Annotated in this window: 29 protein-coding genes and 1 pseudogene; 21 read left to right on the plus strand and 9 right to left on the minus strand. The window is 68.0% G+C overall.

Annotated elements, in window-relative coordinates; all coding sequences use genetic code 11:
• Nucleotides 1–330 precede the first annotated feature (330 nt).
• The 3 genes from EBL84_RS09670 to EBL84_RS09680 all read left to right on the plus strand — a co-directional run bounded on the left by EBL84_RS09670 (nucleotide 331) and on the right by EBL84_RS09680 (nucleotide 3,207).
• Nucleotides 331–1,761, plus strand: a complete 1,431-nt coding sequence (locus EBL84_RS09670; RefSeq protein WP_123140626.1) for a BCD family MFS transporter — start codon at nucleotides 331–333, stop codon at nucleotides 1,759–1,761.
• Between the two features lie 128 nt (nucleotides 1,762–1,889).
• Nucleotides 1,890–2,678, plus strand: coding sequence for a DUF4198 domain-containing protein (locus EBL84_RS09675; protein WP_369957844.1), 789 nt, complete (start codon nucleotides 1,890–1,892; stop codon nucleotides 2,676–2,678).
• Nucleotides 2,665–3,207 (plus strand): carboxypeptidase-like regulatory domain-containing protein, encoded by a 543-nt coding sequence (locus EBL84_RS09680; protein ID WP_123140628.1) that lies wholly within the window; start codon nucleotides 2,665–2,667, stop codon nucleotides 3,205–3,207. Before EBL84_RS09675 ends, EBL84_RS09680 begins: the two co-directional genes overlap by 14 nt.
• Before the next feature lie 21 nt (nucleotides 3,208–3,228).
• Here the strand turns inward: EBL84_RS09680 and EBL84_RS09685 are convergent, their stop codons facing one another.
• The 5 genes from EBL84_RS09685 to EBL84_RS09705 all read right to left on the minus strand — a co-directional run bounded on the left by EBL84_RS09685 (nucleotide 3,229) and on the right by EBL84_RS09705 (nucleotide 6,323).
• Complete coding sequence (locus tag EBL84_RS09685; RefSeq protein ID WP_123140629.1) at nucleotides 3,229–3,567, minus strand: TusE/DsrC/DsvC family sulfur relay protein; 339 nt, start codon at nucleotides 3,565–3,567, stop codon at nucleotides 3,229–3,231.
• Between the two features lie 87 nt (nucleotides 3,568–3,654).
• Nucleotides 3,655–4,338, minus strand: a complete 684-nt coding sequence (gene cas6 / locus EBL84_RS09690) for a type I-MYXAN CRISPR-associated protein Cas6/Cmx6 (protein WP_123140630.1) — start codon at nucleotides 4,336–4,338, stop codon at nucleotides 3,655–3,657.
• Nucleotides 4,339–4,342: 4 nt separating this feature from the next.
• A complete protein-coding gene (locus tag EBL84_RS09695) occupies nucleotides 4,343–5,065 on the minus strand; it encodes a hypothetical protein (RefSeq protein ID WP_062277683.1) in 723 nt (240 codons plus the stop codon).
• A 15-nt stretch (nucleotides 5,066–5,080) separates the two neighbouring features.
• On the minus strand, nucleotides 5,081–5,272 hold the full coding sequence (locus tag EBL84_RS09700; RefSeq protein ID WP_062277686.1) for a hypothetical protein: 192 nt from the start codon (nucleotides 5,270–5,272) through the stop codon (nucleotides 5,081–5,083).
• Nucleotides 5,273–5,429: 157 nt separating this feature from the next.
• Entirely contained in the window at nucleotides 5,430–6,323 is an 894-nt protein-coding gene (locus EBL84_RS09705; RefSeq protein WP_123140631.1) for a TauD/TfdA family dioxygenase, read from the minus strand.
• Between the two features lie 365 nt (nucleotides 6,324–6,688).
• Here EBL84_RS09705 and dsrA point away from each other — a divergent pair, with 365 nt between their 5' ends.
• The 14 genes from dsrA to EBL84_RS09775 all read left to right on the plus strand — a co-directional run bounded on the left by dsrA (nucleotide 6,689) and on the right by EBL84_RS09775 (nucleotide 19,497).
• Entirely contained in the window at nucleotides 6,689–7,942 is a 1,254-nt protein-coding gene (gene dsrA, locus EBL84_RS09710; RefSeq protein WP_123140632.1) for a dissimilatory-type sulfite reductase subunit alpha, read from the plus strand.
• Nucleotides 7,943–8,013: 71 nt separating this feature from the next.
• Nucleotides 8,014–9,084: a dissimilatory-type sulfite reductase subunit beta gene (dsrB, locus tag EBL84_RS09715; protein ID WP_005223288.1), complete on the plus strand. Its 1,071-nt coding sequence runs from the start codon at nucleotides 8,014–8,016 to the stop codon at nucleotides 9,082–9,084.
• 36 nt (nucleotides 9,085–9,120) lie between these two features.
• A complete protein-coding gene (tusD, locus tag EBL84_RS09720; protein WP_062277694.1) occupies nucleotides 9,121–9,513 on the plus strand; it encodes a sulfurtransferase complex subunit TusD in 393 nt (130 codons plus the stop codon).
• Between the two features lie 12 nt (nucleotides 9,514–9,525).
• Nucleotides 9,526–9,936: a sulfurtransferase complex subunit TusC gene (gene tusC, locus EBL84_RS09725; RefSeq protein ID WP_123140633.1), complete on the plus strand. Its 411-nt coding sequence runs from the start codon at nucleotides 9,526–9,528 to the stop codon at nucleotides 9,934–9,936.
• Between the two features lie 93 nt (nucleotides 9,937–10,029).
• Nucleotides 10,030–10,338 carry a sulfurtransferase complex subunit TusB gene (gene tusB, locus EBL84_RS09730; protein ID WP_005223294.1) on the plus strand — a complete coding sequence of 103 codons (309 nt, stop codon included), beginning with the start codon at nucleotides 10,030–10,032 and terminating at the stop codon, nucleotides 10,336–10,338.
• Between the two features lie 33 nt (nucleotides 10,339–10,371).
• Nucleotides 10,372–10,710 carry a TusE/DsrC/DsvC family sulfur relay protein gene (locus tag EBL84_RS09735; RefSeq protein WP_005223295.1) on the plus strand — a complete coding sequence of 113 codons (339 nt, stop codon included), beginning with the start codon at nucleotides 10,372–10,374 and terminating at the stop codon, nucleotides 10,708–10,710.
• 110 nt (nucleotides 10,711–10,820) lie between these two features.
• Nucleotides 10,821–11,582, plus strand: a complete 762-nt coding sequence (locus EBL84_RS09740; protein WP_123140634.1) for a respiratory nitrate reductase subunit gamma — start codon at nucleotides 10,821–10,823, stop codon at nucleotides 11,580–11,582.
• Between the two features lie 3 nt (nucleotides 11,583–11,585).
• Entirely contained in the window at nucleotides 11,586–13,115 is a 1,530-nt protein-coding gene (gene dsrK, locus EBL84_RS09745; RefSeq protein ID WP_123140635.1) for a sulfate reduction electron transfer complex DsrMKJOP subunit DsrK, read from the plus strand.
• 83 nt (nucleotides 13,116–13,198) lie between these two features.
• A complete protein-coding gene (locus tag EBL84_RS09750) occupies nucleotides 13,199–15,163 on the plus strand; it encodes an NAD(P)-binding protein (protein WP_123140636.1) in 1,965 nt (654 codons plus the stop codon).
• A gap of 19 nt (nucleotides 15,164–15,182) precedes the next feature.
• Nucleotides 15,183–15,650: a hypothetical protein gene (locus tag EBL84_RS09755; protein ID WP_005223301.1), complete on the plus strand. Its 468-nt coding sequence runs from the start codon at nucleotides 15,183–15,185 to the stop codon at nucleotides 15,648–15,650.
• Complete coding sequence (gene dsrO, locus EBL84_RS09760; protein ID WP_005223303.1) at nucleotides 15,647–16,420, plus strand: sulfate reduction electron transfer complex DsrMKJOP subunit DsrO; 774 nt, start codon at nucleotides 15,647–15,649, stop codon at nucleotides 16,418–16,420. The genes EBL84_RS09755 and dsrO overlap by 4 nt, the downstream gene beginning before the upstream one ends.
• 21 nt (nucleotides 16,421–16,441) lie before the next feature.
• Nucleotides 16,442–17,689 (plus strand): NrfD/PsrC family molybdoenzyme membrane anchor subunit, encoded by a 1,248-nt coding sequence (gene nrfD / locus EBL84_RS09765; RefSeq protein WP_062277718.1) that lies wholly within the window; start codon nucleotides 16,442–16,444, stop codon nucleotides 17,687–17,689.
• 59 nt (nucleotides 17,690–17,748) lie between these two features.
• Nucleotides 17,749–19,125 carry a cobyrinate a,c-diamide synthase gene (locus tag EBL84_RS09770; protein WP_123140637.1) on the plus strand — a complete coding sequence of 459 codons (1,377 nt, stop codon included), beginning with the start codon at nucleotides 17,749–17,751 and terminating at the stop codon, nucleotides 19,123–19,125.
• A gap of 57 nt (nucleotides 19,126–19,182) precedes the next feature.
• On the plus strand, nucleotides 19,183–19,497 hold the full coding sequence (locus EBL84_RS09775) for an iron-sulfur cluster assembly accessory protein (protein ID WP_123140638.1): 315 nt from the start codon (nucleotides 19,183–19,185) through the stop codon (nucleotides 19,495–19,497).
• 12 nt (nucleotides 19,498–19,509) lie between these two features.
• Here the strand turns inward: EBL84_RS09775 and EBL84_RS09780 are convergent, their stop codons facing one another.
• From EBL84_RS09780 to grxC, 3 genes are read right to left on the minus strand one after another with little or no spacing between them, the layout of a single operon-like run.
• Nucleotides 19,510–19,947: a hypothetical protein gene (locus EBL84_RS09780; RefSeq protein WP_123140639.1), complete on the minus strand. Its 438-nt coding sequence runs from the start codon at nucleotides 19,945–19,947 to the stop codon at nucleotides 19,510–19,512.
• A 7-nt stretch (nucleotides 19,948–19,954) separates the two neighbouring features.
• Nucleotides 19,955–20,368, minus strand: coding sequence for an RNA-binding S4 domain-containing protein (locus EBL84_RS09785; protein WP_123140640.1), 414 nt, complete (start codon nucleotides 20,366–20,368; stop codon nucleotides 19,955–19,957).
• A complete protein-coding gene (gene grxC, locus EBL84_RS09790) occupies nucleotides 20,365–20,619 on the minus strand; it encodes a glutaredoxin 3 (RefSeq protein WP_123140641.1) in 255 nt (84 codons plus the stop codon). Before grxC ends, EBL84_RS09785 begins: the two co-directional genes overlap by 4 nt.
• Before the next feature lie 147 nt (nucleotides 20,620–20,766).
• On the opposite strand from grxC, the gene pepN reads away from it, so the two are divergent.
• The 4 genes from pepN (at nucleotide 20,767) to EBL84_RS09810 (ending at nucleotide 25,674) form a co-directional block, all read left to right on the plus strand.
• Nucleotides 20,767–23,406, plus strand: coding sequence for an aminopeptidase N (gene pepN / locus EBL84_RS09795; RefSeq protein WP_123140642.1), 2,640 nt, complete (start codon nucleotides 20,767–20,769; stop codon nucleotides 23,404–23,406).
• Nucleotides 23,407–23,512: 106 nt separating this feature from the next.
• Nucleotides 23,513–23,851, plus strand: coding sequence for a zinc ribbon domain-containing protein YjdM (locus EBL84_RS09800; RefSeq protein ID WP_005223319.1), 339 nt, complete (start codon nucleotides 23,513–23,515; stop codon nucleotides 23,849–23,851).
• Between the two features lie 88 nt (nucleotides 23,852–23,939).
• On the plus strand, nucleotides 23,940–25,043 hold the full coding sequence (lptF, locus tag EBL84_RS09805) for an LPS export ABC transporter permease LptF (protein ID WP_123140643.1): 1,104 nt from the start codon (nucleotides 23,940–23,942) through the stop codon (nucleotides 25,041–25,043).
• Nucleotides 25,044–25,056: 13 nt separating this feature from the next.
• Nucleotides 25,057–25,674 (plus strand): LysE family transporter, encoded by a 618-nt coding sequence (locus EBL84_RS09810; RefSeq protein WP_123140644.1) that lies wholly within the window; start codon nucleotides 25,057–25,059, stop codon nucleotides 25,672–25,674.
• A 7-nt stretch (nucleotides 25,675–25,681) separates the two neighbouring features.
• Here EBL84_RS09810 and EBL84_RS17090 read toward each other — a convergent pair.
• Nucleotides 25,682–26,347: pseudogene (locus EBL84_RS17090) on the minus strand (hypothetical protein); the annotation flags it as partial.

Here is a 26,347-nt window from a genome sequence, read left to right on the forward strand (position 1 = left end):
TGTTGTCGTCGCCACCGCGTCCCGGTCGCACGCAGGCATGGCTTCCTCGCGCGTCGAATTTGCCCCTGCCTCTTGGTTCGATCGTATGCCTGGCAAGCGTTCATGGCCGGTCGGAAGAGGCCTCGGTGCATGCTGGCCGACGCAATCGCCGGCTTCCTTCGTGCTTGCCAGGAGCGTACCATCGCCTCCACCGTGTCGACCCCAGCGGCGCGATGCCACGTCTCGCGCACGGGTCGCATCTTCGCGTGGTGAGCGGGGGAGAGGCGATGACGCTTCTGCGCCGAGCCGCGCGTTTCTCTGTATCAACCCCTGTTTGGAGCTGATTCTGGCATGAGTCGCCCTGATGATCCTTTGGCAGCCGCGTTCCGCGAGTTGCTGCCCAAGATCCTGCCCTTCGCCGATGTGGCGACGGCGGATCTTCCGCTGCGCCGCCTGCTGCGCCTGTCGTTGTTCCAGGTGTCCGTGGGCATGGCGATGGTCCTGCTCACCGGTACCCTCAACCGGGTGATGGTCGTCGAACTCGGCGTCTCGACCTGGCTGGTGGCGACCATGGTGGCCCTCCCGCTGGTGTTCGCACCGCTGCGCGCGCTGATCGGATACCGCTCGGACTATCATCACTCCGCCTTCGGGCTACGCCGTATCCCCTATATGTGGATGGGGACCATGCTGCAGTTCGGTGGTTTCGCGATCATGCCGTTCGCACTGCTGCTACTCGCCGACGCCGAGAACAGTCTCAATGTCATGGGTCAGATCGGCGGTGCCCTGGCCTTCCTGTTGGTGGGGGCGGGCCTGCACACGGTGCAGACCGCCGGGCTCGCGCTGGCCACCGACCTCGCGCCCGAGGACAAGCGCCCGCGCGTGGTGGCGCTGCTTTATGTGACCCTGCTGGTGGGGATGGGCGGTAGCGCGCTGCTGTTCGGTCAGTTGCTGACCAACTTCTCGCAGCAGTTGCTGATCCAGTTGATCCAGGGGGCGGCGGTTGCGACCCTGGTGCTCAACGTGATCGCTCTGTGGAAGCAGGAGGCGGTTGATCCGGAGCGCGCCGCGGCGAAGATCGAACGCCCGCCCTTTGCCGACTCGTGGAAGCAATTCGTCTCCGGCGGTCGGGCCAGTCGCCTGCTGGTGGCCGTCGGTCTCGGCACCGCCGCCTTCACCATGCAGGACATCCTCCTCGAGCCCTATGGCGGCAAGGTGCTGGGGCTGAGCGTATCGCAGACCACCATGCTGACCGCGATCCTCTCCGCCGGCACCCTGCTGGCCTTTGGTCTCGCGGCGCGGCTGCTCGGGCGTGGTACCGTGCCCTATCGGATCGCGACCATCGGCGCGTTGTTCGGGGTGTTTGCCTTCGCCGCGGTGATCACTTCCTCGGCGCTCGACCTGCCCTGGCTCTATCGGACCGGCGCCGGGATGATCGGTTTCGGCTCGGGGTTGTTCCTGATCGGGACCCTGGTGGCCGCGATGGCGATGTCCGAAGGCGGACACAGTGGTCTGGCGCTGGGCGCCTGGGGCGCGGTACAGGCCACGGCCACCGGTATCGCCGTCGCGCTCGGCGGCAGCCTGCAGGACATCTTCGCCGCGATGGCCGCACACGGTGTCTTCGGGGCCGAGCTGATGGGGCCGGCGGTCGGCTATGACATGGTCTATGCGCTGGAGATCGTCCTCCTGGTGGTGACCCTGGTCGTACTGGTGCCGCTGCTGCTCAAGCCCACCGACGCCAAGCGCGCCGCCGATGGCAAGATCGGTTTCGAGCACATGCCCTGACCGGGTGCGGGGTGGACGGTCGCTGCCCCGGCGCGGTCGTCCACCTCGACGCTCCGCGTCGCGTTTTCTGAAAGGGGGTGACGCTGTACGGTTGCGCCCCTTCCTTGTCCGAGAACCGGAGATCGCACATGAATGGATGCATGCTCAAGACCCAGACGCGTCTGCTCGGCGCCTCGCTGTTGCTCTGTCCCTGGCTGGTGGCACAGGCCCATTTCCAGACCCTGATCCCCTCGCACGAGATCCTCGATGCCGCGACCGGCCCCGAACTCTCGCTCGAACTCGAGTTCACCCACCCGATGGCCGGCGGGCCGCGGATGGACATGGCGCCACCGGTGCGTTTCGAGGTGCTCGGTCCACAGGGGCGCGAGGATCTCGGCGATCGGCTCGAGGTGGTCGAGCACCCCGATGGGGTGCGTGGCTATCGCGCCGACTATCGGGTGAAGGGGCCGGGCGATCATCTCTTCATGGTCGAGCCTGCCCCTTATTGGGAACCGGCCGAGGGGGTGATGATCGTCCACTACACCAAGGTGGTGGTCGATGCCTTCGACGCCCAGGACGGCTGGGAGCGGCTGCTCGGTTTGCCGGTCGAGATCGAGCCCTTGACCCGTCCCTACGGGCTCTGGACCGGTAACCTGTTCCAGGGCGTGGTGCGCCGCGCCGGCGAGCCGGTGCCCTTCGCCGAGGTCGAGGTGGAGTGGCGCAACGACGGCAGCATCGAGGCCCCGGCGCCGGCCTTCCTCACCCAGGTGGTGCGGGCCGACGGCGACGGGGTGTTCAGCTATGTCATGCCCTTCCCGGGGTGGTGGGGCTTCGCCGCGCTGCTCCCCGGCGAGCAGCCGATGACCAACCCCGAGGGCGAGGCGGTGCCGGTCGAGCTCGGTGCCCTGATCTGGGTGCGGGCGCGTGCGCCCGAGTGAGCCGCGGGTGCTGCTGCTGGCACTGCTGATGCTGTGCTGGCAGCCGGCCTGGGCGCATCGGCTCAATCTGTTCGCAGGCGTCGAGGGGATGCGGATCAGTGGCTCGGTCTACTTCTCCGGCGGGGCTCCCGCCGTCGGCGTGCCGATCGAGCTGTCGGGGGGAGAGGTGTCGCTGGCGTTGGTGAGTGATGCCGAAGGGCGCTTTGCGCAGACGGTGGCGCGAGCGGCCGATTATCGGCTGGTGGCCCGGACCGCCGACGGTCATCGCGCCGAGTGGCGGATCGATGCTGCCGAGTTCGTGCCCGCTCAGCCCCTTCAAGCCGCGACCCAGACGGTCGCGCCGACGCCGGTGGCCGACCCGGCGTTGCTCGCTGCGATCGAGCAGGCGGTGGCGCGTCAGCTGCGTCCGCTGCGCGAGGAGCTGGCCGCCGAGCAGGCGCGCGTGCGGCTGCGCGATCTGCTCGGCGGGCTCGGTTACATCCTCGGGCTCACCGGGTTGGCGTTGTGGTGGCGCGCGCGGCGCGGCTGACGTCGGCCTGTCGCTGCGGGTTCAATAACCCCCCTTGCGCCTGACCTCGGGGAGCCCGGCGATGCGGGTGCCCTGCTTGGTCGGGGCGAGCGGGAAGAGCTGATAGAGATCCTTGCTCGTCGGCTTGCTGCCCCAGCGTTGTGCCATCGCCTTGAGCACCGCGCGCTCCATCGGCTGGTTCTGGCCGTTGTCGAAGTATTCCTCGCGCAGGTAGCGGATCACGTCCCAGTGGCGTTCGCTCAGCTCGACCGACTCCTCGGCGGCGAGCGCCTCGGCGACGGCCTCGCTCCAGTCGGTCGCGTTCTCCAGATAGCCATTGGCGGTGGTGGCGATGGTCTTGCCGTTGACCTCGATGGCCATTGCATACTCCTCCCTACTGCTGGCTCGATGATCACCGGCGCCGGGTGCGCCGGTTCGGATATCTGGTGTTTCTGCGCGGTCGAGTGTTCAGCCCGGACGGACCGGGTCGATGCCCTTGTGTGCGATGAACAGCCCGCAACCGAGATGGCGGTGCGATCCGAGCCCGTGCTGCTGGAGCCGGATCGACTCGTCGGCCGGCAGATTTGCCAGCAGCAGGCTGCGGGTGTGAAGGGGGCCGTCGGCGGTGGCGAGCGTGAGGGCGCGACCGCACAGCGCCTTGCGCATCCCGACCTCGATCCGGGCGAGCGTCTCGGCGGCGCGTTCGAGGAAGGCGTTCTCGTCCTCCTCGGCGCTGCAGACGACATGACGGGCGAGCTGCGTGGGGTTGGGATCGAGCGATCGGATGCGTCCCTGCCCGATGGTGAGCGGATGACCGGCGACCTCGATGCGGCTGCCCGGCAGTGTCGCCAGCAGCGAGTCGGACAGGTGTTGCGGGACGCGCAGCCGCAGCTTGGTGCGGCGCGAGAGCTGCAGGCAGGTGTCGGTGCCGTGCGGCGGGCGCTCCCAGCCGTTCTGCGAGCCGGCGCCGTGGATGCTGTGGATGCCGAGTCCGGCGGTCTCCGCCAGCCAGGGCTGGGCGACGATCAGTGCGCGATGCAGGGCATCGGCATGATCGACCGGGAGCGCCCGGCAGTCGATCGCGAAGACCAGTTCGACAACGTCTGCCGGGACCCTGAAGTCGTCTTCCTGCTCGGGTTCTTGCCAGTACATGGTGTCAGCGTCCGAAGGGTAGGCGGTCCTGCAGCGCCTGGCGGTCGAACCACCAGTCGTCCTGGACCAGCACGTCGACGACGTTGCGCAGTCGCACCAGGAACTTCTCCGGTTCCTTGAGTTCCAGCCGCTCCATCCACTGATCGAGCTGCTCCGGGCTGTCGACGCCGCTGTGGCGTCGGGCCACGGTGCCGAGCATCTGGGTGGCGAAGAACATCAGGTCCTCGCGCTGGTGTCCGGCGGCGCGTACGTCGGCGAGGAACAGCGCGGTGGTTGCGGCGACCGCGGCGCCATCGGCGTCATCCGGGGTCTCCTCGATGACATGGGTGAGCAGTTCGGTGGTGAGTTCGGGGTCGATCGGGCAGGTGACCGCCAGCCAGATGCCCTGGCCGAGGGCGGTGAGTGATTCGGGACGGTTGCACTGGAAGAGGATGTCGCAGGCATCGGCGGCGAGTTCGAACTGGTCGTGCTCGATGAAGGTGTCGAAGACTGTGCGGGCGAGCGACCAAGCCTCGTCGCTGCGACCCAGACCGACCAGGGCGCGGGCCATCTGGAGTTGCGCGTCGGCCAGCACGTCGCATGGCGCGTTGCTCTGTTCGAGCTCGGCAAGCCGTTCGGTGAGCGCCTGCAGATGCGCCTGCAACGCCGTTTGTTCGGCGCCATGACCGATCACTGAGTCGGCGGCGGTGTCGATCAGGTGCTCGGCGAATAGATCGAGATGCTTCATGGGGCTGGCCTGCGGCTAACGGATGAGGCCGTTGAAGGCGGCTTCGAGGCGGTCTTCCCAATCATCCGGTGTGTCGGGGTAGGGGGGGCGGACGTCCATGCGGAAGAAGCGTTCTCCGGTGCGTGCGACGGTCTGGACCAGGGGCAGGAGTTCGTCGAACGATTCTAGGTCCTGGTTGGCGATGAGGATGTCACTGAGCTTGAGCATGGGTTGACGCAACCGTTCCTTCTAATCGTGGTGTGGGGCGTCTGCTGGAGACTGTGCCTGGCGTACCGGTCGTTGCGGGGGCGGCGGACCCCGCTTGCGGGATCGACCGGGGCGTGACCGTGTCTCGTACCCGCGACGACAGGCGAGGGCGATACGATTATACCGTCCACAAATCGGGGTTGACCCGGTCGGTGTAACGGATCCGCAACAATTCACGTGCCCGCCCTTCTTGAGCGGCGGGTGCGAAGGCCATTCTGTTGTGCAGCACATTGTTGCTGATCAGTCCCTCGCCAGCGGCCATTCTGTGGGTGAATGTGAAGACAGTCTCGCGCGAAAACAACTCGTCGAGCGCGGCGCGGGCGGCGGCGGTCTCCGGGGTGTCGCGCCAGCACACGTTGCGGCGACGTGCCGAGTAACGCATGTGCAGCCGACCTTGCTGGATCGAGAACACCGGTCCCCGGCTCTCGGCGCGCTGCACCCGCCCGTCGATCACGTGGGCGGGGATGGCGAGCGCCTCGGGGTGCATCAGCGCGGCGATGTGGTCTGGCGAGGCGTCGCGCAGCCGGATATAGGCGATCTCGGGATCGAGCAGCTGGTTCTCGCCACCCTCCCGTGCGGGGTGGAGGCAGAACAGCATCCAGGCCCGTACCTGCTGCCCGGGCGGGTTGTAATAACCGTCGGTGTGCCAGTTCAGTGCCCGCTCGGTATAAGGAATGTAGTCGCCGCGTCCATCCCCCGGGCCGTCGGTCGGGGTGATCCGGCTCACCGCCCTGGCGTCGGCGAAGTGGTTGGCCTCGGTGCGGCGCAGCCCGAGCGCGCGCCCGAGCGCCAGCAGCGATTCGGCCCCGAGCTGCTCGGGTGCGCAGCTGACCAGCGCCATGCCGTCGCTGGCGATCCGTGCGCCGATGGCCGCGAGTTCGGCGCGGCTGGGCGCCGCCGGCTGCTGTACCCGTACCCGCAGGCGTGCCGCGCTCGGCGCCGGGCGCGCGAGCCTCACCGCGCGCCAGCGCTGGTAGGTCGACTCATCCGTCAGCGAGAAGGGATTGGACATGAGGGTTTTTTATCAGTAAGTTCTTATATTATTCAATCTTTATCCGAGCCTAACAGCTGTGGGGATTGCATGCAGCCGTCGTGTCGAGTGCGTTGGGACGAACGGTGGGGACCTATCCCGAAAGGGATAGACGGAGGCCCCGCATCCACCCCGATCGTGGAGTGTGCGGCCACGCGAGCGCCCGGTACAGTGATGCTCAGACGATGGAGTTCCCGAGATCGACAGGGTCTCGGTTCCGAGGGCCCATCCTCGCCACAGACGCGACGCGATGCATCGAGCCGCCGCTCGCAGCGGCCTTGAGGGGGACCGGTTCGATCTCGCACGCACGCCACTTTCCTGGTTCACAGCGTAGGAGAGACAGCGCAATGTCCATCGATAAGCACTCCACCCCGATGCTCGATCAGCTCGAGAGCGGGCCCTGGCCGAGCTTCATCTCCGGGATCAAGCGGTTGCGCGATCAGCACCCGGAAAACCGCATCAACGCCATGGCCAATGACCTGCTCGGTCAACTCGAGCACTCCTACGAGACCCGCAAGGGGTACTGGAAGGGCGGCACCGTCTCGGTCTACGGCTATGGCGGCGGCATCATTCCGCGCTTCTCCGAGGTCGGCAAGGCGTTCCCCAGCTCCAAGGAATTCCATACCCTGCGGGTACAGCCGCCGGCGGGCAACCATTACTCCACCGCGATGCTGCGCCAGCTCGCCGACAGCTGGGAGAAGTGGGGCTCGGGGCTGGTCACCTTCCACGGTCAGACCGGCAACATCATGTTCATCGGCTCGAGCACCGAGAACACCCAGCACTTCTTCGACGAGATCAACGACTACGGCTGGGACCTCGGCGGCGCCGGTCCCTGCGTGCGCACCGCGATGTCCTGCATCGGCGCGGCGCGCTGCGAGATGTCCTGCACCAACGAGCTCAAGGCGCACCGGCTGCTGGTCAACAACTTCACCGACGACGTGCATCGTCCGGCCTTGCCCTACAAGTTCAAGTTCAAGATCTCGGGCTGCGCCAACGACTGTCAGAACGCCATCGAGCGCTCCGACTTCGCGGTGATCGGCACCTGGCGCGACGACATGAAGGTCGACCAGGACGAGGTCCGTCGCTATGTCGCAGAGAAGGGCCGGCAGTACTACATCGACAACGTCATCACCCGCTGTCCGACCCAGGCGCTCTCGCTCAACGACGACGATACCCTCGCCGTCGACAACCGCGACTGCGTGCGCTGCATGCACTGTCTCAACGTCATGCCCAAGGCGCTGCACCCCGGCGACGATCGCGGCGTGACCATCCTCGTCGGCGGCAAGCGTACCCTCAAGATCGGTGACCTGATGGGCACCGTGATCGTGCCCTTCAAGAAGCTCGACACCGAGGAGGATTACGCGTCGCTGGTCGAGCTGGCCGAGACCATCATCGACTTCTGGGCCGAGAACGGGCTCGAGCACGAGCGCTGCGGCGAGATGATCGAGCGCATCGGTCTGGCCAACTTCCTCGAGGGCATCGGTATCGAGCCCGATCCCAACATGCTCAACCATCCGCGTCAGAGCTCCTATGTGCGCATGGACGGCTGGGATCAGGCCGCCGAGGCCTGGTTCGAGCGTCAGGCCGAGGCGGCGGGCTGAGCGGCGAGGTCGCGGCCCGTGCCGGGTCGCGCACGAGCGATGGCTGACTGAGACAACTGGAGGACAAGGCAATGGCCGACATGCGCGAGCCGATCGAATCCGGATGCCCGGATCCCTGGCAGTACATGCATCCGGTGATGCGCAAGAACTTCGGGCAGTGGAAGTACCACGAGCACCCGCGTCCCGGCGTGCTGCTGCACGTGGCCTACAACGGTGATCGGGTGTGGACGGTCAAGGCCGGCACCCAGCGCATCCTCGACGTCTTCACCCTGCGCAAGCTGTGCGACATCGGCGACACCTTCGCCGAGGGGCACGTGCACTTCACCCTGCGCTCGAACATCGAGTACCTGGTCACCGACGAGTCCAAGGTCACGCCGCTGATCGAGGCCCTGGAGGACGCCGGCTTCATCGTCGGCGGCACCCAGAACTCGGTGACCATGATCTCCCACACCCAGGGCTGGCTGCACTGCGACATCCCCGGCACCGACGCCTCGGGCGTGGTCAAGGCGATGATGGACGAGCTGGTCGAGGAGTTCCGCAACACCAACATGCCCAACCGGGTGCACATCACCACCTCCTGCTGCCAGATCAACTGCGGCGGTCAGGGCGATATCGCGATCAACGTCCAGCACACCAAGCCGCCGAAGATCAATCACGACCTGGTGGCCAACGTCTGCGAGCGCCCCTCGGTGGTGGCCCGCTGTCCGGTGGCGGCGATCCGCCCGGCGATGGTCAACGGCAAGCCCTCGCTGGAGGTCGACGAGCGCAAGTGCATCTGCTGCGGCGCCTGCTATCCGCCCTGTCCGCCGATGCAGATCAACGACGCCGAGCACACCAAGCTCGCCATCTGGGTCGGCGGCAGCCACTCCAACGCGCGCAGCAAGCCGAGCTTCCAGAAACTGGTCGCCGCCGGCATCCCCAACAACCCGCCGCGCTGGCCCGAGGCCACGGCCATCGTCAAGCGTATCCTCAAGGCCTACAAGGAGGGCGCGCGCGACTGGGAGCGGATCAACGAGTGGATCGAGCGCATCGGCTGGCCGCGCTTCTTCGAGGAGGTCGAGCTACCCTTCACCAAGTATCACATCGATACCTGGCGCGGCTCGCGGGCGAGCTTCAACAGCTCCTCCTACATCCGTTTCTGAGGCCGTGCGGCCCCATCCACTCCGAGCGAGGACGTCATGAAGTTCGCTCTACAGATCAACGAAGGACCCTATCAGCACCAGGCCGCCGACTCGGCCTATCACTTCGCCCGGGCGGCATTGGAGAAGGGGCACGAGATCTTCCGCGTGTTCTTCTATCACGACGGTGTCAACAACGCGACGCGCTTGACCACCCCGCCGCAGGACGACCGCCATATCGTCAACCGCTGGGCCGAGCTCGCCGAGCAGCACGACCTCGATCTGGTGGTGTGCGTGGCCGCGGCGCAGCGTCGCGGCATCGTCGACGAGGGCGAGGCCAAGCGCAACGGCAAGGATGCCACCAACATCCACCCCAGGTTCCGCATCTCGGGTCTCGGGCAGCTGGTCGAGGCGGCGATCGCCGCCGACCGGCTGGTGGTCTTCGGCGACTAGGGGGAGGAGACGATGTCTGAAACCGTGAAACAATTCCTCTATCTCAACCGCAAGGCCCCCTACGGCACCATCTACGCCTGGGAGGCGCTCGAGGTGGTGCTGATCGGCGCCGCCTTCGATCAGGACGTCGGGGTGATGTTCCTCGACGACGGGGTCTATCAACTGGTCAAGGGCCAGGATCCCCGCGAGATCGGCATGAAGAACTTCTCGCCCACCTTCCGCACCCTCGGCGACTACGAGGTCGGGCGGATCTATGTCGACGGTGAGTCGCTCGCCGCGCGCGGTCTCACCCGCGAGGATCTGGTCGAGATCGCCTGGGAGGATCCGGAGACCGAGGAGGAGGTCGACAACATCGTCGAGGTGGTCGACCGCACCCGGGCGCGGGCGCTGATGGACGAGGCCGATGTGGTCTTCAGCTTCTGAGTCGGCACCGGTCGCCGGGGGGAGACCGGCCCCGTCGTCGTATCCATGTATCGCGGGGGCGGCCGTTGCGGGCGTCTCCGGCAAGGGGGACGCATGAGCATCCTGCATACCGTCAACAAGTCACCGTTCGAGCGCAATTCGCTAGAATCCTGTGTGCAATTCGCCAGCGATGGCGCGGCCGTCCTGCTGTTCGAGGACGGCGTCTACGCGGCCCTCGCCGGGACCGGCGCGGAGTCACGGGTTCGCGAGGCACTCGGCAGACTCAGGCTCTACGTGCTCGGGCCCGACCTCAAGGCGCGCGGATTGTCCGAGGATCGCATCATCGAGGGAATCGGCGTCGTGGACTACGCCGGCTTCGTGGATCTCGCCGCGGAGCACGACAAGGTCCAGGCCTGGTTGTAACTCAATTCACGCACCGAAGAAGGAGACATCACCATGTCCGACACCATCGAAGTTGACGGCAAACAACTGGCCGTGGACGAGGAGGGCTACCTGGCCGACCTCAACGACTGGGTGCCCGCGGTGGCCGACGTGATGGCCAAGCAGGACAACCTGGAGTTGAGCGAGGAACACTGGGACATCATCAACTTCCTGCGCGAGTACTACGAGGAGTACCAGATCGCTCCCGCGGTGCGCGTGCTGACCAAGGCCGTGGGCAAGAAGCTCGGCAAGGAGAAGGGCAACAGCAAGTATCTCTACAGCCTCTTCCCCTACGGGCCGGCCAAGCAGGCCTGCCGCTTCGCCGGGCTGCCCAAGCCGACCGGCTGCGTCTGAGTCCGATGTCCGGGGCGGGTGCGCCCGCCCCGGCGTCGACGGACGGCGTCGGGCGACCGGCGACGTCTCTCCGGCAACCGCAGAGAGATCACCCTAAAGGGAGCGGAAGTATGGCGTTCCTGACCCATTTCTACGCCGTCCTGTTCTATGTCGCCGCCTTCGTGCTGGTCTCCGGCCTGGTCGTCAAGGTGGTGCGCTATGCCCGCACCCCGGCCCCGCTGAAGATCCCCACCACCCCGGCGCCGACCAGCCGCAGCGGCGTGGCGCTACGCATGACCCGCGAGGTGGTGCTGTTCGAGAGCCTGTTCCGCGGCAACAAATGGACCTGGATCTTCGGCTGGATCTTCCACTTCGGACTGTTCCTGGTCACCCTGCGTCACCTGCGTTATTTCATCGAGCCGGTGTGGGCGCCGATCGCCCTCGTCCAGCCCTTCGGCATCTATGGCGGGATCGCCATGGTCATCGGGCTGATCGGGTTGTGGGCGCGTCGCTTCCTGGTCGATCGGGTGCGCTATATCTCCTCGACCTCCGATCATCTGATGCTCGCCCTGCTGGTGCTGATCGGCGCGAGCGGGCTGCTGATGAAGTTCGTCTTCCACACCGACGTGGTGGCCATCAAGAGCTTCTTCCTCGGTCTCTACGCCCTCGATCCCCAGCCGCTGCCGGCCGATCCGCTGCTGCTGCTGCATCTGCTGCTGGTGGCGCTGCTGATGATCGTCTTCCCCTACAGCAAGCTGCTCCATGCCCCGGGTCTGTTCTTCAGCCCGACGCGCAACCAGGTCGACGATCCGCGCGAGCGTCGCCACCTCGCGCCCTGGGCGCGAGAACTCGAGCAGCAGGCGCCCGCCGCGTCGTCCGATCCGCGAGGTTGAGCCATGGCCAAGGCAACATTCGACGTCCCCGAGCTGACCCCCTACACCGAGGTGCCCGCGGTTACCCCGGAGGCCATGGCTCACAGCGCCCCCTTCGTCTCCAAGGCCGAGTTCCAGGCGCCGCTCGGCTTCCCCGGCGAGCTGGTCGAGGACTGGCAGACGCGGGCGATCGACAAGATGGGCGAGCTGCTCGGCAAGTATCGCTCGCTGCGCGTCTATCTCGACTCCTGCGTCAAGTGCGGGGCCTGTACCGACAAGTGTCACTACTTCCTCGGCACCCAGGACCCGAAGAACATGCCGGTGGGCCGCCAGGACCTGATGCGCAAGGTCTATCGGCGCTACTTCACCCTCGGCGGTCGGTTCTTCCCCAAGCTCGTCGGCGCCGAGGACTTCACCAAGGAGGTGCTCGACGACTGGTACAGCTATTTCCACCAGTGCTCGCAGTGTCGGCGCTGCTCGGTGTTCTGTCCCTATGGCATCGATACCGCCGAGATCTCGATGGCCGCGCGCGAGATCATGGACAGCATCGGGGTGGGGCAGAAGTACTGCAACGAGATCATCGGCAAGGTCTACAAGATCGGCAACAACCTCGGCCTGCCCGGCCCGGCGCTGGTCGACACCCTCGAGGGGCTCGAGGAGGACGTCTTCGACGAGACCGGCGTCAAGGTGCGCTACCCGATCGACGAGGAGGGCGCCGAGATCCTGCTGGTCACCCCCTCGGCCGACTTCTTCGCCGAGCCGCACGTCGACGGGCTGATCGGCTACGGCAAGGTCTTCCATGCCGCCGGGGTGTCCTGGACGCTGAGTTCGCACGCCTCCGAGGCGGCCAACTTCGGCATGTTCATCGGCTCCTACGACAACATGCGCCGGGTCGCCCAGCGCATTCGCGAGGCGGCCATCGCGCTCAAGGTCAAGCGCATCGTCTTCGGCGAGTGTGGCCACGCCTGGCGGGTGGCCTACAGCTTCCTCAACACCCTCGCCGGGCCCTGGGACTTCCTCGACCCGCGCTATCCGGTGCCGCAGCACATCTGCGAGTTCACCCACGACCTGATCGAGCAGGGGCGGCTGACCTTCGACAAGTCCGAGAACGACGACAAGGTCATCACCTTCCACGACAGCTGCAACGTCGCCCGCGCCTCGCGCATGGGCGAGGTCCCCGGCGGCCAGTTCGAGATCCCGCGCGCGATCATCCGCGCCACCTGCAATCACTTCTACGACATGGACGAGGACACCATCCGCGACCGCACCTTCTGTTGCGGCGGTGGCGGCGGGCTGCTCACCGACGACCTCATCGAGCTGCGGGTGAAGGGGGCCAAGCCCCGGCTCGATGCGCTCAACAACGTGATGCAGGAGAAGGGGGTGACGCACATGGCGGCGATCTGCGCCATCTGCAAGAGCCAGTTCACCAAGGTGCTGCCCTACTACGGCATGGAGATGGATCAGATCGTCAGTCTCCACCAGCTCGTCTCCAACGCGATCGTGCTGGAGGGCGGCGAGGACGACGACGAGGAGGACGCGCCCGCGGCGGCCTGATCCCGGGCCGGCGACGGGACGCGCGCGACAAGACACCCGGGTCGGTCATCCGGGGGCAATTCGGTCACTAGAGAGAGAACCCTATGGCGACTTCCAGCGACGAGATGAAGACCAAGCCTTCCTGGCGCCGCTTCGAGGACGGGGCCAACGTCTGGGAGGATCTGACCGACAAGATCTTCATGGAGGACAGCTCCCACAAGTGTCCGACCTATGTCCACAAGACCCCGCCCTGTCAGGGCAGTTGCCCCTCGGGCGAGGACATCCGCGGCTGGCTGCAGATCGTGCGCGGGCTCGAGCAACCGCCGGCGGACATGGACTGGCGCGAGTACGCCTTTCGCCGCTCGACCGATGCCAACCCCTTCCCGGCGATGATGGGCCGGGTCTGTCCCGCACCCTGTCAGGACGGTTGCAACCGCAACGCGCTGGAGGACTTCGTCGGCATCAACGCCGTCGAGCAGTTCATCGGCGACTCGGCCATCGACAACGGCTACCGCTTCGCCCCGCCGCCGCCGGACACCGGCAAGCGGGTGGCGATCGTCGGCGGTGGTCCGGCGGGGCTGGCCGCCGCCTATCAGCTGCGGCGCCGGGGGCACGCCTGCACCATCTTCGAGGCCAACAGCGCGCTCGGCGGCATGTTCCGCTTCGGCATCCCCGGCTATCGGGTGCCGCGCGACCGGCTCGATGCCGAGATCCAGCGCATCCTCGACCTCGGCCAGGTCGAGGTGCGGCTCAATACCCGGGTCGGGCGCGATCTCGCCGTCGCCGAACTCGAGCGCGACTACGACGCCGTGCTCTGGGCGCTCGGCTGTCAGAGCGGGCGCGGGCTGCCGGTACCGGGTTGGGAGGGCACGCCCAACTGTGTCTCCGGCGTCGCCTTCCTCAAGGCCTTCAACGAGGGGCGGATGAAGGTCACCGCCGCCAAGGTGGTCTGCGTCGGTGGCGGCGACACCTCGATCGACGTGGTCTCGGTGGCGCGTCGTCTCGGCCACCTGCCCGAGCACGCCAAGCGCGACCTCCCCGAGACGGTGATCCACGACGGCTATCTCGCCCACGACACCGCCGGCGCGGCCGCCGCCGAGGGCGCCGAGGTGACCCTGACCTCGCTGTTCTCGCGCGAGCAGATGACCGCCGCCGAGCACGAGGTCACCGATGCCACCCGCGAGGGCGTGACCATCCTCGATGGGGTGATGCCGCTCGAGGTGCTCAAGAACGCCGAAGGGCGCGCCACCGGGCTGCGGGTCGCCGACTGCCGCATGGAGGAGGGGCGGCCGGTGGCGGTCGAGGGCACCGAGCGGGTGCTCGAGGCCGATCTGATCGTCTCGGCGATCGGCCAGGGCGGTGATCTCTCCGGCCTCGAGACCCTCGACAACGGTCGCGGGCTGATCGACGCCGACAAGTTCCATCAGGTGCCGGGCCGTCCGGGACACTTCGTCGCCGGCGACATCATCCGTCCCCACCTGCTCACCACCGCCATCGGTCAGGCCTGGGTCGCGGTCGAGTCGATCGACGCCTATCTCGGTCAGGTCGAGCAGCGGCGCCGCCCCAAGGTCGACGTCCATCACTTCAACCTGCTCGACAAGCTCGCCGAGGTCGAGCGCGCGCCGCAGCCCTTCGTCGTCGGCGAGGCCGGCGACCTGCGCGGCACCTCGGCGGCGGACTATGCGGTGCACAACTACGAGGACCGCTCCGGGGCCGAGGTCATCCCCCATGAGGAGCTCTATCTCGGTCACTTCAACCACCATGCCCGCAACCTCCGTCAGGAGCAGGTGCCGAGCGCCGAGCAGGTGCTCGCTCACTTCGCCGAGCGGGTTGCCGGGTTGAGCGAGGCGCAGGCGATCGACGAGGCCAAGCGCTGCATGAGCTGCGGGATGTGCTTCGAGTGCGACAACTGCGTCATCTTCTGTCCGCAGGACGCGGTGTTCCGGGTCGACAAGGCCGCGCGCACCACCGGACGCTATGTCGACACCGATTACAGTCGCTGTATCGGCTGTCACATCTGCGCCGACGTCTGTCCGACCGGCTACATCAAGATGGGACTGGGCGAATAGTCCCGAGGGAGAGGCGCCGATGGTCAATGCTGTATCAACCACCCGGACGCTCGCCGTGGCCCTGCTGTGGATGCTCGCCGTCCTCGCGGTGGCGCCCTCGGCCAGCGCCCGCAACTATGTGGTGCCCGGCTCCGAGGCCGCCGGGCTCGGTGCCTGTGTCGAGCCCACCGAGCTGATGCGTCGCCAGCACATGGAGTTCATCAAGCACCAGCGCGATCGCACCGTGCACAGCGGTATCCGCACCAGCAAGTACAGCCTCGCCGGCTGTGTCGAGTGCCACATCGGTCACGATGTCCGGGGACAGGCCGTGCCGATCAACCGCGCCGACCAGTTCTGCGGCGCCTGTCATGCCTATGCCGCGGTCGATCTCAACTGCTTCGATTGCCATGCGGCGGTACCGCGTGGCCCCATGGCCGGGCCCATGGCCGAGGCCGCGCGGCGCGCCGTGGGCGAGGCGCACCACGGTCAGGGAGCGGGACAACCATGAGCGAACAACGAGCGGAGATCGATCGGGAGCGGCGTCGGCTGCTCGGGGCGGCGGCCGGCGCCGGGGCGGCGCTGGCCGCGCCGGCGGTGGTGGTGCGCGCGCTCGAGACCACCCCGCGTGACAACCCGGCCGACGGCCGGGTGCGCTGGGGGCTGGCGATCGACACGGCCAAGTGTGCCGCGGGCTGTACGGCCTGTGTCGATGCCTGCGCCCATGAGAACGGGCTCGACCTGCAGCGCCCGCCCGAGGGGGCGACGCCCGCCGATTGGGCGGCGCAGCGCGCGGTGTGGGTCCGCAAGGTCCGGCTGCGCGACGACCAGACCGGGCGCGAGACCAATCTGCCGCTGATGTGCCAGCACTGCGAGCATCCGCCCTGTGTCGACGTCTGTCCCACCGGCGCCTCCTTCAAGCGCGCCGATGGCATCGTCATGGTCGACCGTCACACCTGCATCGGTTGTCGCTACTGCATGATGGCCTGCCCCTACAAGGCGCGCAGCTTCATCCACGAGGCGCTGAGCGATCAGCTCAGTCACGTGCCGCGTGGCAAGGGCTGTGTCGAGAGCTGCAATCTCTGCGTCCACCGGCGCGACTTCGGCATCCCCTCGACGGCCTGTGCCGAGGCCTGCGCCGAGACCGGACACGGCGCCATCCTGTTCGGCGACCTGGCCGACCCGGACAGCGCCATCAGTCGGTTCCTCGCCAGCGAGCCGACCCGCCAGATCCGCGAGGACCTGGCGCTCAATACCGGGGTGCGCTATGCCGGCGTCTGATCCCGGCGGGAGAGTCTGAGCATGAAGCGAATCGTCTATCGCGAATGGCGTCTCGCCCCGGCGCGCTACTGGGGCATCCTCGGCGTGCTCGCCCTGATGGTGGGGGCCGGGCTGCTCGCCTTCGCCTACATGGAGCACGAGGGACACTGGGTCACCGGGATGAACAACGCGGTGGTCTGGGGCACGCCGCACGTGTTCGCGGTGTTCCTCATCATCGCCTCGTCCGGGGCGCTCAACATCGCCTCGATCGGCAGCGTCTTCCGCAAGCCGATCTACAAACCCCTGGGACGGCTCTCGGGGCTGCTGGCGATGGCCCTGCTCGCCGGCGGACTGATGGTGCTGGTGCTCGACCTGGGACGCCCGGAACGCCTGGTGGTCGCGCTCACCACCTACAACTTCAAGTCGATCTTCGCCTGGAACATCTTCCTCTACACCGGCTTCATGGCGATCGTGATCGCCTATCTGTGGAGCATGGCCGACCGCAAGGGCGACCCCTTCATCCGTCCGGTCGGGATCTTCGCGCTGGTCTGGCGTCTGGCGCTGACCACCGGCACCGGCTCCATCTTCGGCTTCCTGGTGGCGCGTCAGGCCTATGACGCGGCGATCCTCGGCCCGATGTTCGTGGCCATGTCCTTCGCCTACGGGCTGGCGCTGTTCGTGCTGGTGTTGATGTTCGGCTTCGCCGAGGACCGGCGTCCGATCGGCGCGCGGATGCTGCGCCGACTGAAGAACCTGCTGGCGGTGTTCGTGCTCGCCGTGCTCTATTTCACCCTGGTCTATCACCTCACCAGCGCCTATGGTGCCAAGGACCAGGGGTTCGAGGGCTGGCTGCTGTTCGGCGGCGGGGTCTACACCTTCCTCTTCTGGGTCGGCTGGATCCTGCTCGGCTCGCTGGTGCCGCTCGGCATCCTCTACCACCCGGTACGCGGCGCCGAGGCACCCTGGGTCGCCGCCGCCTGCGTGCTGGTGATCCTCGGCGGTCTGGCCGCGCTCGCGGTGGTGATCATCGCCAGCCAGGCCTATCCGTTGCAGCTCTTCCCCGGCAAGACCATCCTCGAGTCCGGTTTTCTCGACGGTGTCGGTGGCCAGCCGGCGCCCTATCACCCGACCCTGCCGGAGCTGCTGCTCGGGTTCGGCGGGGTGGGGCTGGCGCTGCTGATCACCGCCGTCGGGGTGCGGGTGCTGCAGTTCCTCCCCGAGTCGCTCGCCGACGAGGTGTTGCCGATCGACGAGGAGACCATCGAGCAGCCGGTCGCCAAGGCCGCCTGACCCACCCGCGTCCGCGTCGCTGCCGAGTCGGCTACGCGGACCTTGATCCGCGATCCCGAATGGCCCACCTCTATCTCTCCGCGCCGCAGAAGTCCTCGGGCAAGACCACGCTCGCCATCGGTCTGTGTCGCGCCTTGCGCGGGCGTGGCCTGGCGGTACAGCCGTTCAAGAAGGGACCCGACTATATCGACCCGCTGTGGCTGAGCCAGGCCGCCGGGCGCCTCTGTCTCAACCTCGACTTCAACACCATGGATCGCGCCGAGATCCTTGCGGCCTTCGGGCGCGAGTGCGCCGGGGCCGATGTGGCGCTGATCGAGGGCAACATGGGGCTGTTCGACGACACCGCGCTCGACGGTGCCAACAGCAACGCCGCGCTCGCCCGGGCGCTCGCCGCGCCGGTGGTGCTGGTGGTCAACTGTCAGGGCATGGGGCGCGGCATCGCGCCCCTGCTGCTCGGCTACCAGACCTTCGACCCCGGGCTGCGGCTCGCCGGGGTGGTGCTCAACCGGGTCGGCTCGGCGCGTCACGCCGCCGGTCTGGTGCGCGCCGTCGAGCACTACACCGACCTGCCGGTGCTCGGGGTGATCGAGCGCGACGCCGCGCTCGCCATCGACGAGCGCCATCTCGGGCTGATGCCGAGCATCGAGACGGCGAGCGCCGAGTCGACCATCGACACCCTGGCGCGCCGGGTCGCCGAGCAGCTCGATCTCGATCAGTTGCTGGCGCTCGCCGAGTCGGCCCCGGTGCCGCCCGCGCCGCCGCCCGAGCCGGCGGTGGCGCCGCACGGCGCCGGGCTGCGTATCGGCATCGCCCGCGATGCGGTGTTCGGGTTCTACTACCCCGACGACCTGCGCGCGCTCGCCCGCGCCGGTGCCGAGCTGGTCCCTTTCAGTCCACTGGTCGATGCCGAGCTGCCGGCGGTCGATGCGCTGTTCATCGGCGGCGGCTTCCCCGAGCTGCGGATGGCCGAGCTGGAGGCCAATCGTACGCTGCGCGCCCAGATCGCCGAGTTCGTCGCCGCAGGCCGACCCGTCTATGCCGAGTGCGGCGGGCTGATGTATCTCTGCGCCGGGCTGCATTGGCGCGGCGAGCGCCGCGCCATGGTCGGCGCGCTCGCCGCCGAGGTGATGATGCACCCGCGCCCGCAGGGGCGGGGGCTGGTGCGGCTGCGCGAGACCGGGGATCATCCCTGGCCCGGTGGCGGGGCGGGTCGCGAGCTGGCCGCGCACGAGTTCCATCACTCGGCGTTGATCGCGCCCGACCCGGGGTGGCGCTATGGCTTCGAGGTGGTGCGCGGCAGCGGCATCGACGGTCGGCACGACGGCGTGGTACAGCAACGGCTGCTCGCCTGCTACAGTCATCTGCGCGACGTCGGCGGCAGCGGCTGGACCGGGCGCTTCCTGCGACAGGTCGCCCGCAGTCTCGGCGGGCCCTAGCCCGTGAGGTGCTGCGGCGCGGTGTCAGGGAACACGACTGAAGACCAAGGGGATGAGATGTTCAGACTCACCACGGCGGCCGCCCGACAGGTGCTCGAGGCGGCCAGACAGGGCGGGACCGAGGGGCTGGCGCTGCGGCTCGCCGCGCACCAAGGGCCCGATGGCGGGATCGACTACCGCATGGGTTTCGACGAGGTCGGCGAGGAGGATATCCGCTTCCAGACCGAGGGGATCGAGGTCTGCATGGCGCCCGAGCACGTGCCGTTGCTCGATGAGGCGACCATGGACTATGTCGAGCTGGAACCGGGCCAGTTCCACTTCATCTTCCTCAACCCCAGGGATCCGCACTATCAGCCACCCGCCGAGGGTTGAGCGCGCGCCGCCTCAGCGCTGCTCGCGGCGACGACCGCGATAGGCGCTGATCCGGCGGACGATGTGCTCGAAGGGCAGTGCCTCGAGGCTGCCGTAGCGTGCGCGTGCCTCGACCAGCAGGGCATGGACGTCACGGATCGCCCGGGTCGAGGCGTCGGGTGCCAGCGCGGTGGCGATGCCGCGCAGCCCGCCGAGCTGCAGCCGCAGGCTCTGGGCGTGTGACAGCCGCTCGCGGGTGCCCGGGGTGGCGAGCGCGAAGCGCGCGCGCTCGCGCAGCAGCAGCCGCAACGCGCGACAGCGCCGCCAGGGCGACTCGGCACCACAGCGCACGCCGCTGCGCTCGCCGATGCAGTAGCGCTCGGCATGACTGCAGTCGTGCGCGTTCAGCAGCGCCAGCGCGAAGGCGCACTCGCGCGCTGCCTCTCGCACCTCGCCGGGCTCCTCGTCCAAGCGTTGTTCACTCCTGCCCGTGGGACGGGTCGGTGAAGCGGTGGATCTGCCGTCGGTCGCGCTTGGTGGGGCGTCCGCGCCGGTCGTGAATCTCGCCGCGCTCGCGCCGTTCGTGCACCAGCGCCTGACGGCGCAGCCGGCTGGCCTCGTCCTCGACATAGAGGGTGGCGGCCTCGGTCGCGCCACGACGTTGACGATCGATCGCCACGACCTCGATCTCCCAGGTCAGGGCGCCCTTGTGGATTTCCAGCCGGTTGCCGGGACGGATGGTGCGTCCGGGCTTGGCGCGCTGGCCCTCGACATGGACCTTGCCGCCGTTGATCGCCTCGACGGCAAGCTGGCGGGTCTTGAAAAAGCGCGCCGCCCACAGCCACTTGTCGAGTCGCAGGCTGTCGAGCGCCCGGGCGTCGCCGGCGCTCATGCCGCGAGCAGCGGGTCGAGGTCGCCGCAGACGTCGAGTTCGGCCATGTCGTCATAGCCGCCGATATGACGCTCGCCGATGAAGATCTGCGGCACCGTGTGGCGACCGCTGCGCTCGATCATCACCGCGCGCTGTGCCGGGTCGTCGTTGATGTCGATCTCCTCGTAGACGACGCCCTTGCGCTCGAGCAGCCGGCGGGCACGGATGCAGTAGGGACAGGTCTGGGTGGTGTAGAGGGTGACTCGGGGCATGGTTTCGCTCTGTCGATGGCTCGGGTAGTAACATGTCGATGAAGGCCGCGGGCGGTTGAAATCGCGCCGGTCCGCCGGAAAGCTTCAAGCAGAAGCAAGGCGCGCGGTCTCCCGCCGTCGTCTCGTCGACTCGTCATCAGGATCATCATGTATCGTAACAACCCGCACCCTGTCCATCTCAAGGATTACCGTCCACCCGAGTTCCTGATCGATACCGTCGATCTGCGTTTCGAACTCGATGCCGACCGGACCCGGGTCGAGGCGCGTCTGGCGCTGCGTCGCAATCCCGCCGCCACCCGCGGCGACGGTGATCTGCGGCTCGACGGCGAGCAGCTCGAACTCGAGTCGGTGGCCCTCGACGATCAGCCGCTGACCCCGGCCGAGTATCGGGTCGAGCCCGAGTCGCTGACCATCCACCGCGTCCCCGACCGCTTTACCCTCACCACCCGGGTGACGATCAGCCCGAGCCAGAACACCGCGCTCGAGGGGCTCTACCAGTCCGGCGACATGCTCTGCACCCAGTGCGAGGCCGAGGGCTTCCGCCGCATCACCTATTTTCTCGATCGCCCGGACGTGATGGCGCGCTTCACCACCACGCTGATCGCCGACACCGAGCGCTATCCGGTGCTGCTCGCCAACGGCAACCCCGCCGAACAACGCACCCTCGACGACGGTCGCCAGCTGGCGCGCTGGGTCGATCCCTTCCCAAAGCCCTGCTATCTGTTCGCGCTCATCGCCGGCGACCTGCGCGCGGTCGAGGACCGCTTCACCACCGCCTCCGGGCGCGAGGTGGCGCTGCGCATCTATGTCGAGCCGCACAACCTCGACAAGTGCGACCACGCAATGCGCTCGCTCAAGCAGTCGATGCGCTGGGACGAGGAGCGCTACGGGCGCGAGTACGACCTCGACATCTTCATGATCGTCGCCGTCAGCCACTTCAACATGGGCGCGATGGAGAACAAGGGGCTCAACGTCTTCAACGACAAGTACGTGCTCGCCCGCCCCGACACCGCCACCGATCAGGACTTCCAGGGTATCGAGGGGGTGATCGCCCACGAGTACTTCCACAACTGGACCGGCAACCGCATCACCTGTCGCGACTGGTTCCAGCTCAGTCTCAAGGAGGGCTTCACCGTCTATCGCGACCAGGAGTTCTCCGCCGACATGGGCTCGCGCGGGGGCAAGCGCATCGCCGACGTGCGTCTGCTGCGCGCTCACCAGTTCGCCGAGGACGCCAGCCCCATGGCTCATCCGGTGCGCCCCGAGTCCTATATCGAGATCAACAACTTCTACACCGTCACCGTCTACGAGAAGGGCGCCGAGCTGGTGCGGATGCAGGCCGCACTGCTCGGTCCCGAGCGTTTCCGTCGCGCCACCGACCTCTATTTCGAGCGCCATGACGGTCAGGCGGTGACCACCGACGACTTCGTGCGCTGCATGGAGGACGCCAGTGGCTGCGATCTCGGTCAGTTCCGTCGCTGGTACAGCCAGGCCGGCACCCCGGAGCTCGAGGTCGAGGGTCATCACGACGCCGGATCGGCGACCTATCGGCTGCGGGTGCGTCAACACACCCCGTCGACCCCGGGGCAGCCGGAGAAGGCGCCGCTGCACCTGCCGCTGGCCCTGGCGCTGCTCGATGCCGAGGGGCGCGAGCTGGCGCTGCGCCTCGACGGCGAGGACGGGGCGGCGCCCGCCGGCACCCGGGTGCTGGAGCTGCGCGAGGCCGAGCAGTGCTTCACCTTCGTCGATGTCCCCGAGCCGCCGGTGCCCTCGCTGCTGCGTGGATTCAGCGCCCCGGTGCGGCTGCGCTTCGACTACAGCGATGCCGAGTTGATGTTCCTGATGGCCCATGACGGCGACGGCTTCAACCGCTGGGATGCGGCCCAGACGCTGATGCAGCGTCTGTTGCTGCGACTGGTGGAGGATCCCGCCGCGGTGATCCCCGAGTCCTTCTTCGCCGCTTTCGCCCAGGCGCTCGACGATCGCACCGGCGATCCGGCGCTGCTCGCCGAGGTGCTGACCCTGCCCGCCGAGTCCTATCTCGGCGATCAGCTGGCGGTGGTCGACGTCGACGGTATCCATCGCGCCCGTTGTACCCTGGAGCGGGCCATCGGCGCGCGGTTGCGCGATCGGTTGCTGGCGGTCCACGCCGCCCATGACGACACCGGCCCCTATCGCCTCACCCCCGAGGCGATCGGTGCGCGGGCGCTGAAGAACCGCGCCCTGGGCTATCTGCTCGCCGCCGGCGACGCCGAGGGGCTGGCGCGCTGCATCGCCCAGTTCGAGGCCGCACGCAACATGACCGACTGCATCAGCGCGCTGCGCCTGCTGGTCGACCATGGCGGCGAGGCCGGGCTGGAGGCGCTGAGCAGTTTCCACACCCGCTGGTCGGGCGAGCCGCTGGTGCTCGACAAGTGGTTCAGCGTCCAGGCCACCAGCCCACGGCCCGATACCCTGGCGCGGGTCGAGCGGCTGATGCGCGACCCCGACTTCTCGCTGCGCAATCCCAATCGTGTGCGCAGCCTGATCGGCGCCTTCTGCAACGCCAACCCGGTGTGCTTCCACGCCGCCGACGGCAGCGGTTATCGCTTCCTCGCCGATCGCGTGCTCGAGCTTGATCCGCTCAACCCCCAGGTCGCCTCGCGGCTGATGCGCGCGCTGGTGCGCTGGCGGCGCTTCGATGCCGCTCGCCAGGCGCTGATGCGCGCCGAGATCGAGCGCGTGCTCGCCGCCGAGGCGCTCTCGCGCGACGTCTACGAGGTCGCGGCCAAGGCGCTCGAGGACTGAGCGCGCCAGGGCCCGCCACCCGCGGCGGGTCCTGTCATCCCCTTGTCAAAGCCGCGCCGACCCACTACCGTGCTCGGCTTCCCATCGATCCACTCAGGAATTCACCATGTCCGATTACCCGCGTTGCCCTCGGTGTGAGAGCGAGAACACCTATTCCGACGGCATGCTCTACATCTGCCCCGATTGCGCCCACGAGTGGTCGATGCATGAGGAGGAGACGGAGGAGCAGGCCGAGGCCGGGGTGCGCGACGCCAACGGCAACCTGCTCGCCGACGGCGATACCGTGGTGGTGATCAAGGACCTCAAGGTCAAGGGCAGCTCCTCGCCGTTGAAGGTCGGTACCAAGATCAAGAACATCCGTCTGGTCGACGGCGACCACGAGGTCGACTGCAAGACCGATCTCGGCAACCTGATGCTCAAGGCCTGCTATCTGCGCAAGGCCTGAGCGCCTCCTCGATCACCGGGGTCGGTCGCCGATGGCGGCGATCGGCCCGCGCGTGTCAGAATGACACCGCTCGGGTAACGGAAACGCCATGCTCGGAATCGTCGATCGCTATGTGCTGCGGGAGGTGACCAAGGTCTTCCTGGCCATCGTGCTGACGCTCGCGCTGATCGTCGCCAGCATGTTGTTGCTGCGCACCTTCGAGGAGGTCAACGTCGGCGCGCTGAGCGTGACCCTGGTGTTCCGCTTCCTTGGTTATCAGCTGGTGCGCGATGCCTCCAGCCTGTTGCCGCCGGCCTTCTTCCTCGCCGCGCTGGTCACCCTCAGCCGCCTGGCGCGCGACAGCGAGCTGATCGCCATGCACGCCTGCGGGCTCGGTCCCTCGCGCACCTATCGCGCGCTGCTGCTGCTCGCCGTCCCGGTCGCCGCGCTCACCGCCTGGTTCGCCCTGGTGCTCCAACCCTGGGCGGCCACCGGCATCCAGGACATCCGCATGCAGCAGAAGGAGCAGGCGGCGCAGATCGCCGGGCTGCAGCCGGGACGCTTCTATGTCGAGGAAGAGGGCGATGTGGTGGTCTATATCGGCGCGATCGACCGCCATCGCTCGCTCGGCGACGTCTTCCTGCTCGATCGGCGCGGTGGCACCAACCGCATGGTGGTCAGCGAAGGCGGGGTGCACCGGCTCGAGGAGGGCAGCGGCGACCATCTGGTCACCCTCACCAGCGGTCATCGCTTCGACGGCAACCCCGGAGAGGCCGCCTTCATGATCGGCGACTTCGATGCCTACGAGATCCGTATCCGCGCCAAGGAGCGCGCCGCGCGCGCGCGCGGCAAGCGCTCGACGGTCCCGACCTCGGAGCTGCGCGTCGCCGCCGACCTGGCCGATCGGGTCGAGTTCGAACACCGTCTGGCCGCGCCGCTGGCGATCTTCACCCTGGCGGTGCTGGCGATCCCGCTGGTGGCGGTCTCGCCGCGTCAGAGTTCGACCGGACGTCTGGCGCTCGCCTTCCTCGCCTATTTCTGCTTCTTCAACCTGCAGCGTCTCGCCGAGGGTTGGCTCGAGGAGGGCATCACCCCGCTATGGCTGAGCAGCCAGTGGTATCAGCTGTTGATCCTCGTCGTCGTCTATCTCGCACTGCTCCCCGACAGCCTGTGGGCGCGCCGGGTGCTCGGACGCTGGCGGCGCGCGGATTAGTCCGCCCAGGGCGATGGAGCTCCTGCCCTGGCAGCCGTTGATCGCGGGTCTGATGCTGGGCGTGGCGATCGCTGCTCCCCCTGGTCCGGTGGGGCTGCTGTGCATGAGCCGTACCCTGGCCCACGGCGCACGCAATGGCTTGGCGACCGGTCTGGGTGCGGCCCTGGCCGATGCCTGCTACGGTGCGCTGGTGGCCCTCGGCGCCACCGCCCTTGCCGAGCTGCTCACCGCTCATGCCGCCGGGCTGCGCCTGACCGGTGGCCTCCTGTTGATACTGCTGGGCATGCGTCAGCTGGTCGATGTCGCAGTCGTGCCGTCGGCGGTTCCAGCGCCCCCGCGGCACGGCTCGGCGTTGCTCTCGGCCCTGGCCCTGACCCTCACCAACCCGATGACCCTCTTCGCCTTCGTCGTCGCCCTGGCCGCCTTCGGTCAGTCGGGGGCGACCATTGCCAGTAGTGGGGCCTGGGCCCTGGTCGTCGGGGTGTTGCTCGGCTCGATGCTGTGGTGGTGCCTGCTGGTCGCGCTGGTGGTGTGGCTCGGGCGTCTGCTGTCGGCGTCTGCCCAGCGCCGTATCCGCCTGCTCTCGGCGCTGGCGCTGATGGCGCTGGGCGGCGCGGTCCTGCTCGGTTGAACCAGGCTCAGGCGAGCAGCAGCGCGGTGTCGGCAACGGTGCCGAGTCGTCCCTCGGCCGCGCCCCAGAGGACGAAGTGCGAGGTGGCGTCGAGCCCGGCTGCGGCGACGTCGGGGTTGGCCGCGAGATAGGCGGCGGTGTCGAACCAGGGGCCGGGGGCGCGGTTCTCGTCGGCGCCGTAGGACCAGTAGTGCTCGACGGCCGAGGCGAAGGTGCCGGCGGCGACGGCGGCGGCGACGTCGGGGTTGTCGGCGAGGTAGTCCTCGCCGTCCCAGAGCGCGTGCGGTGCGCGCCCCTCGGCGATGCCCCATTGCTGGAAGTGGTCCAGGGCGGTGGCGAAGGTGCCGGCGGCGACGGCGGCGGCGACGTCCGGGTTCTCGGCGAGATAGAAGCTCGCGTCGAAGGCGTTGCCGTCGGTGAACTGGCGCGCCGCCGAGAAGGTCTGCACCAGGGTGAGGGCGCCATCGGCGGTGCTGACCAGCAGCTCGACATCGGCGCCGAGGGTATCGGTGCCGGTGGGGCCGAGCAGGGTGGCCGAGCCGTCGTCCGCGCGCGTCAGCGTCAGCTCGGCCATGGTGGCGGCGACCTCGGCGGTGTCGGCGCCAAAGCCGCCAGCAAGCTGGTCGTTGCCGCTGCCGCCGACGAGGATATCGGCGCCGAGTCCGCCGTCGAG

Source organism: Marichromatium sp. AB31 (genome assembly GCF_003718685.1).
In the GTDB taxonomy this organism is placed as follows: Bacteria; Pseudomonadota; Gammaproteobacteria; order Chromatiales; family Chromatiaceae; genus Marichromatium; species Marichromatium gracile.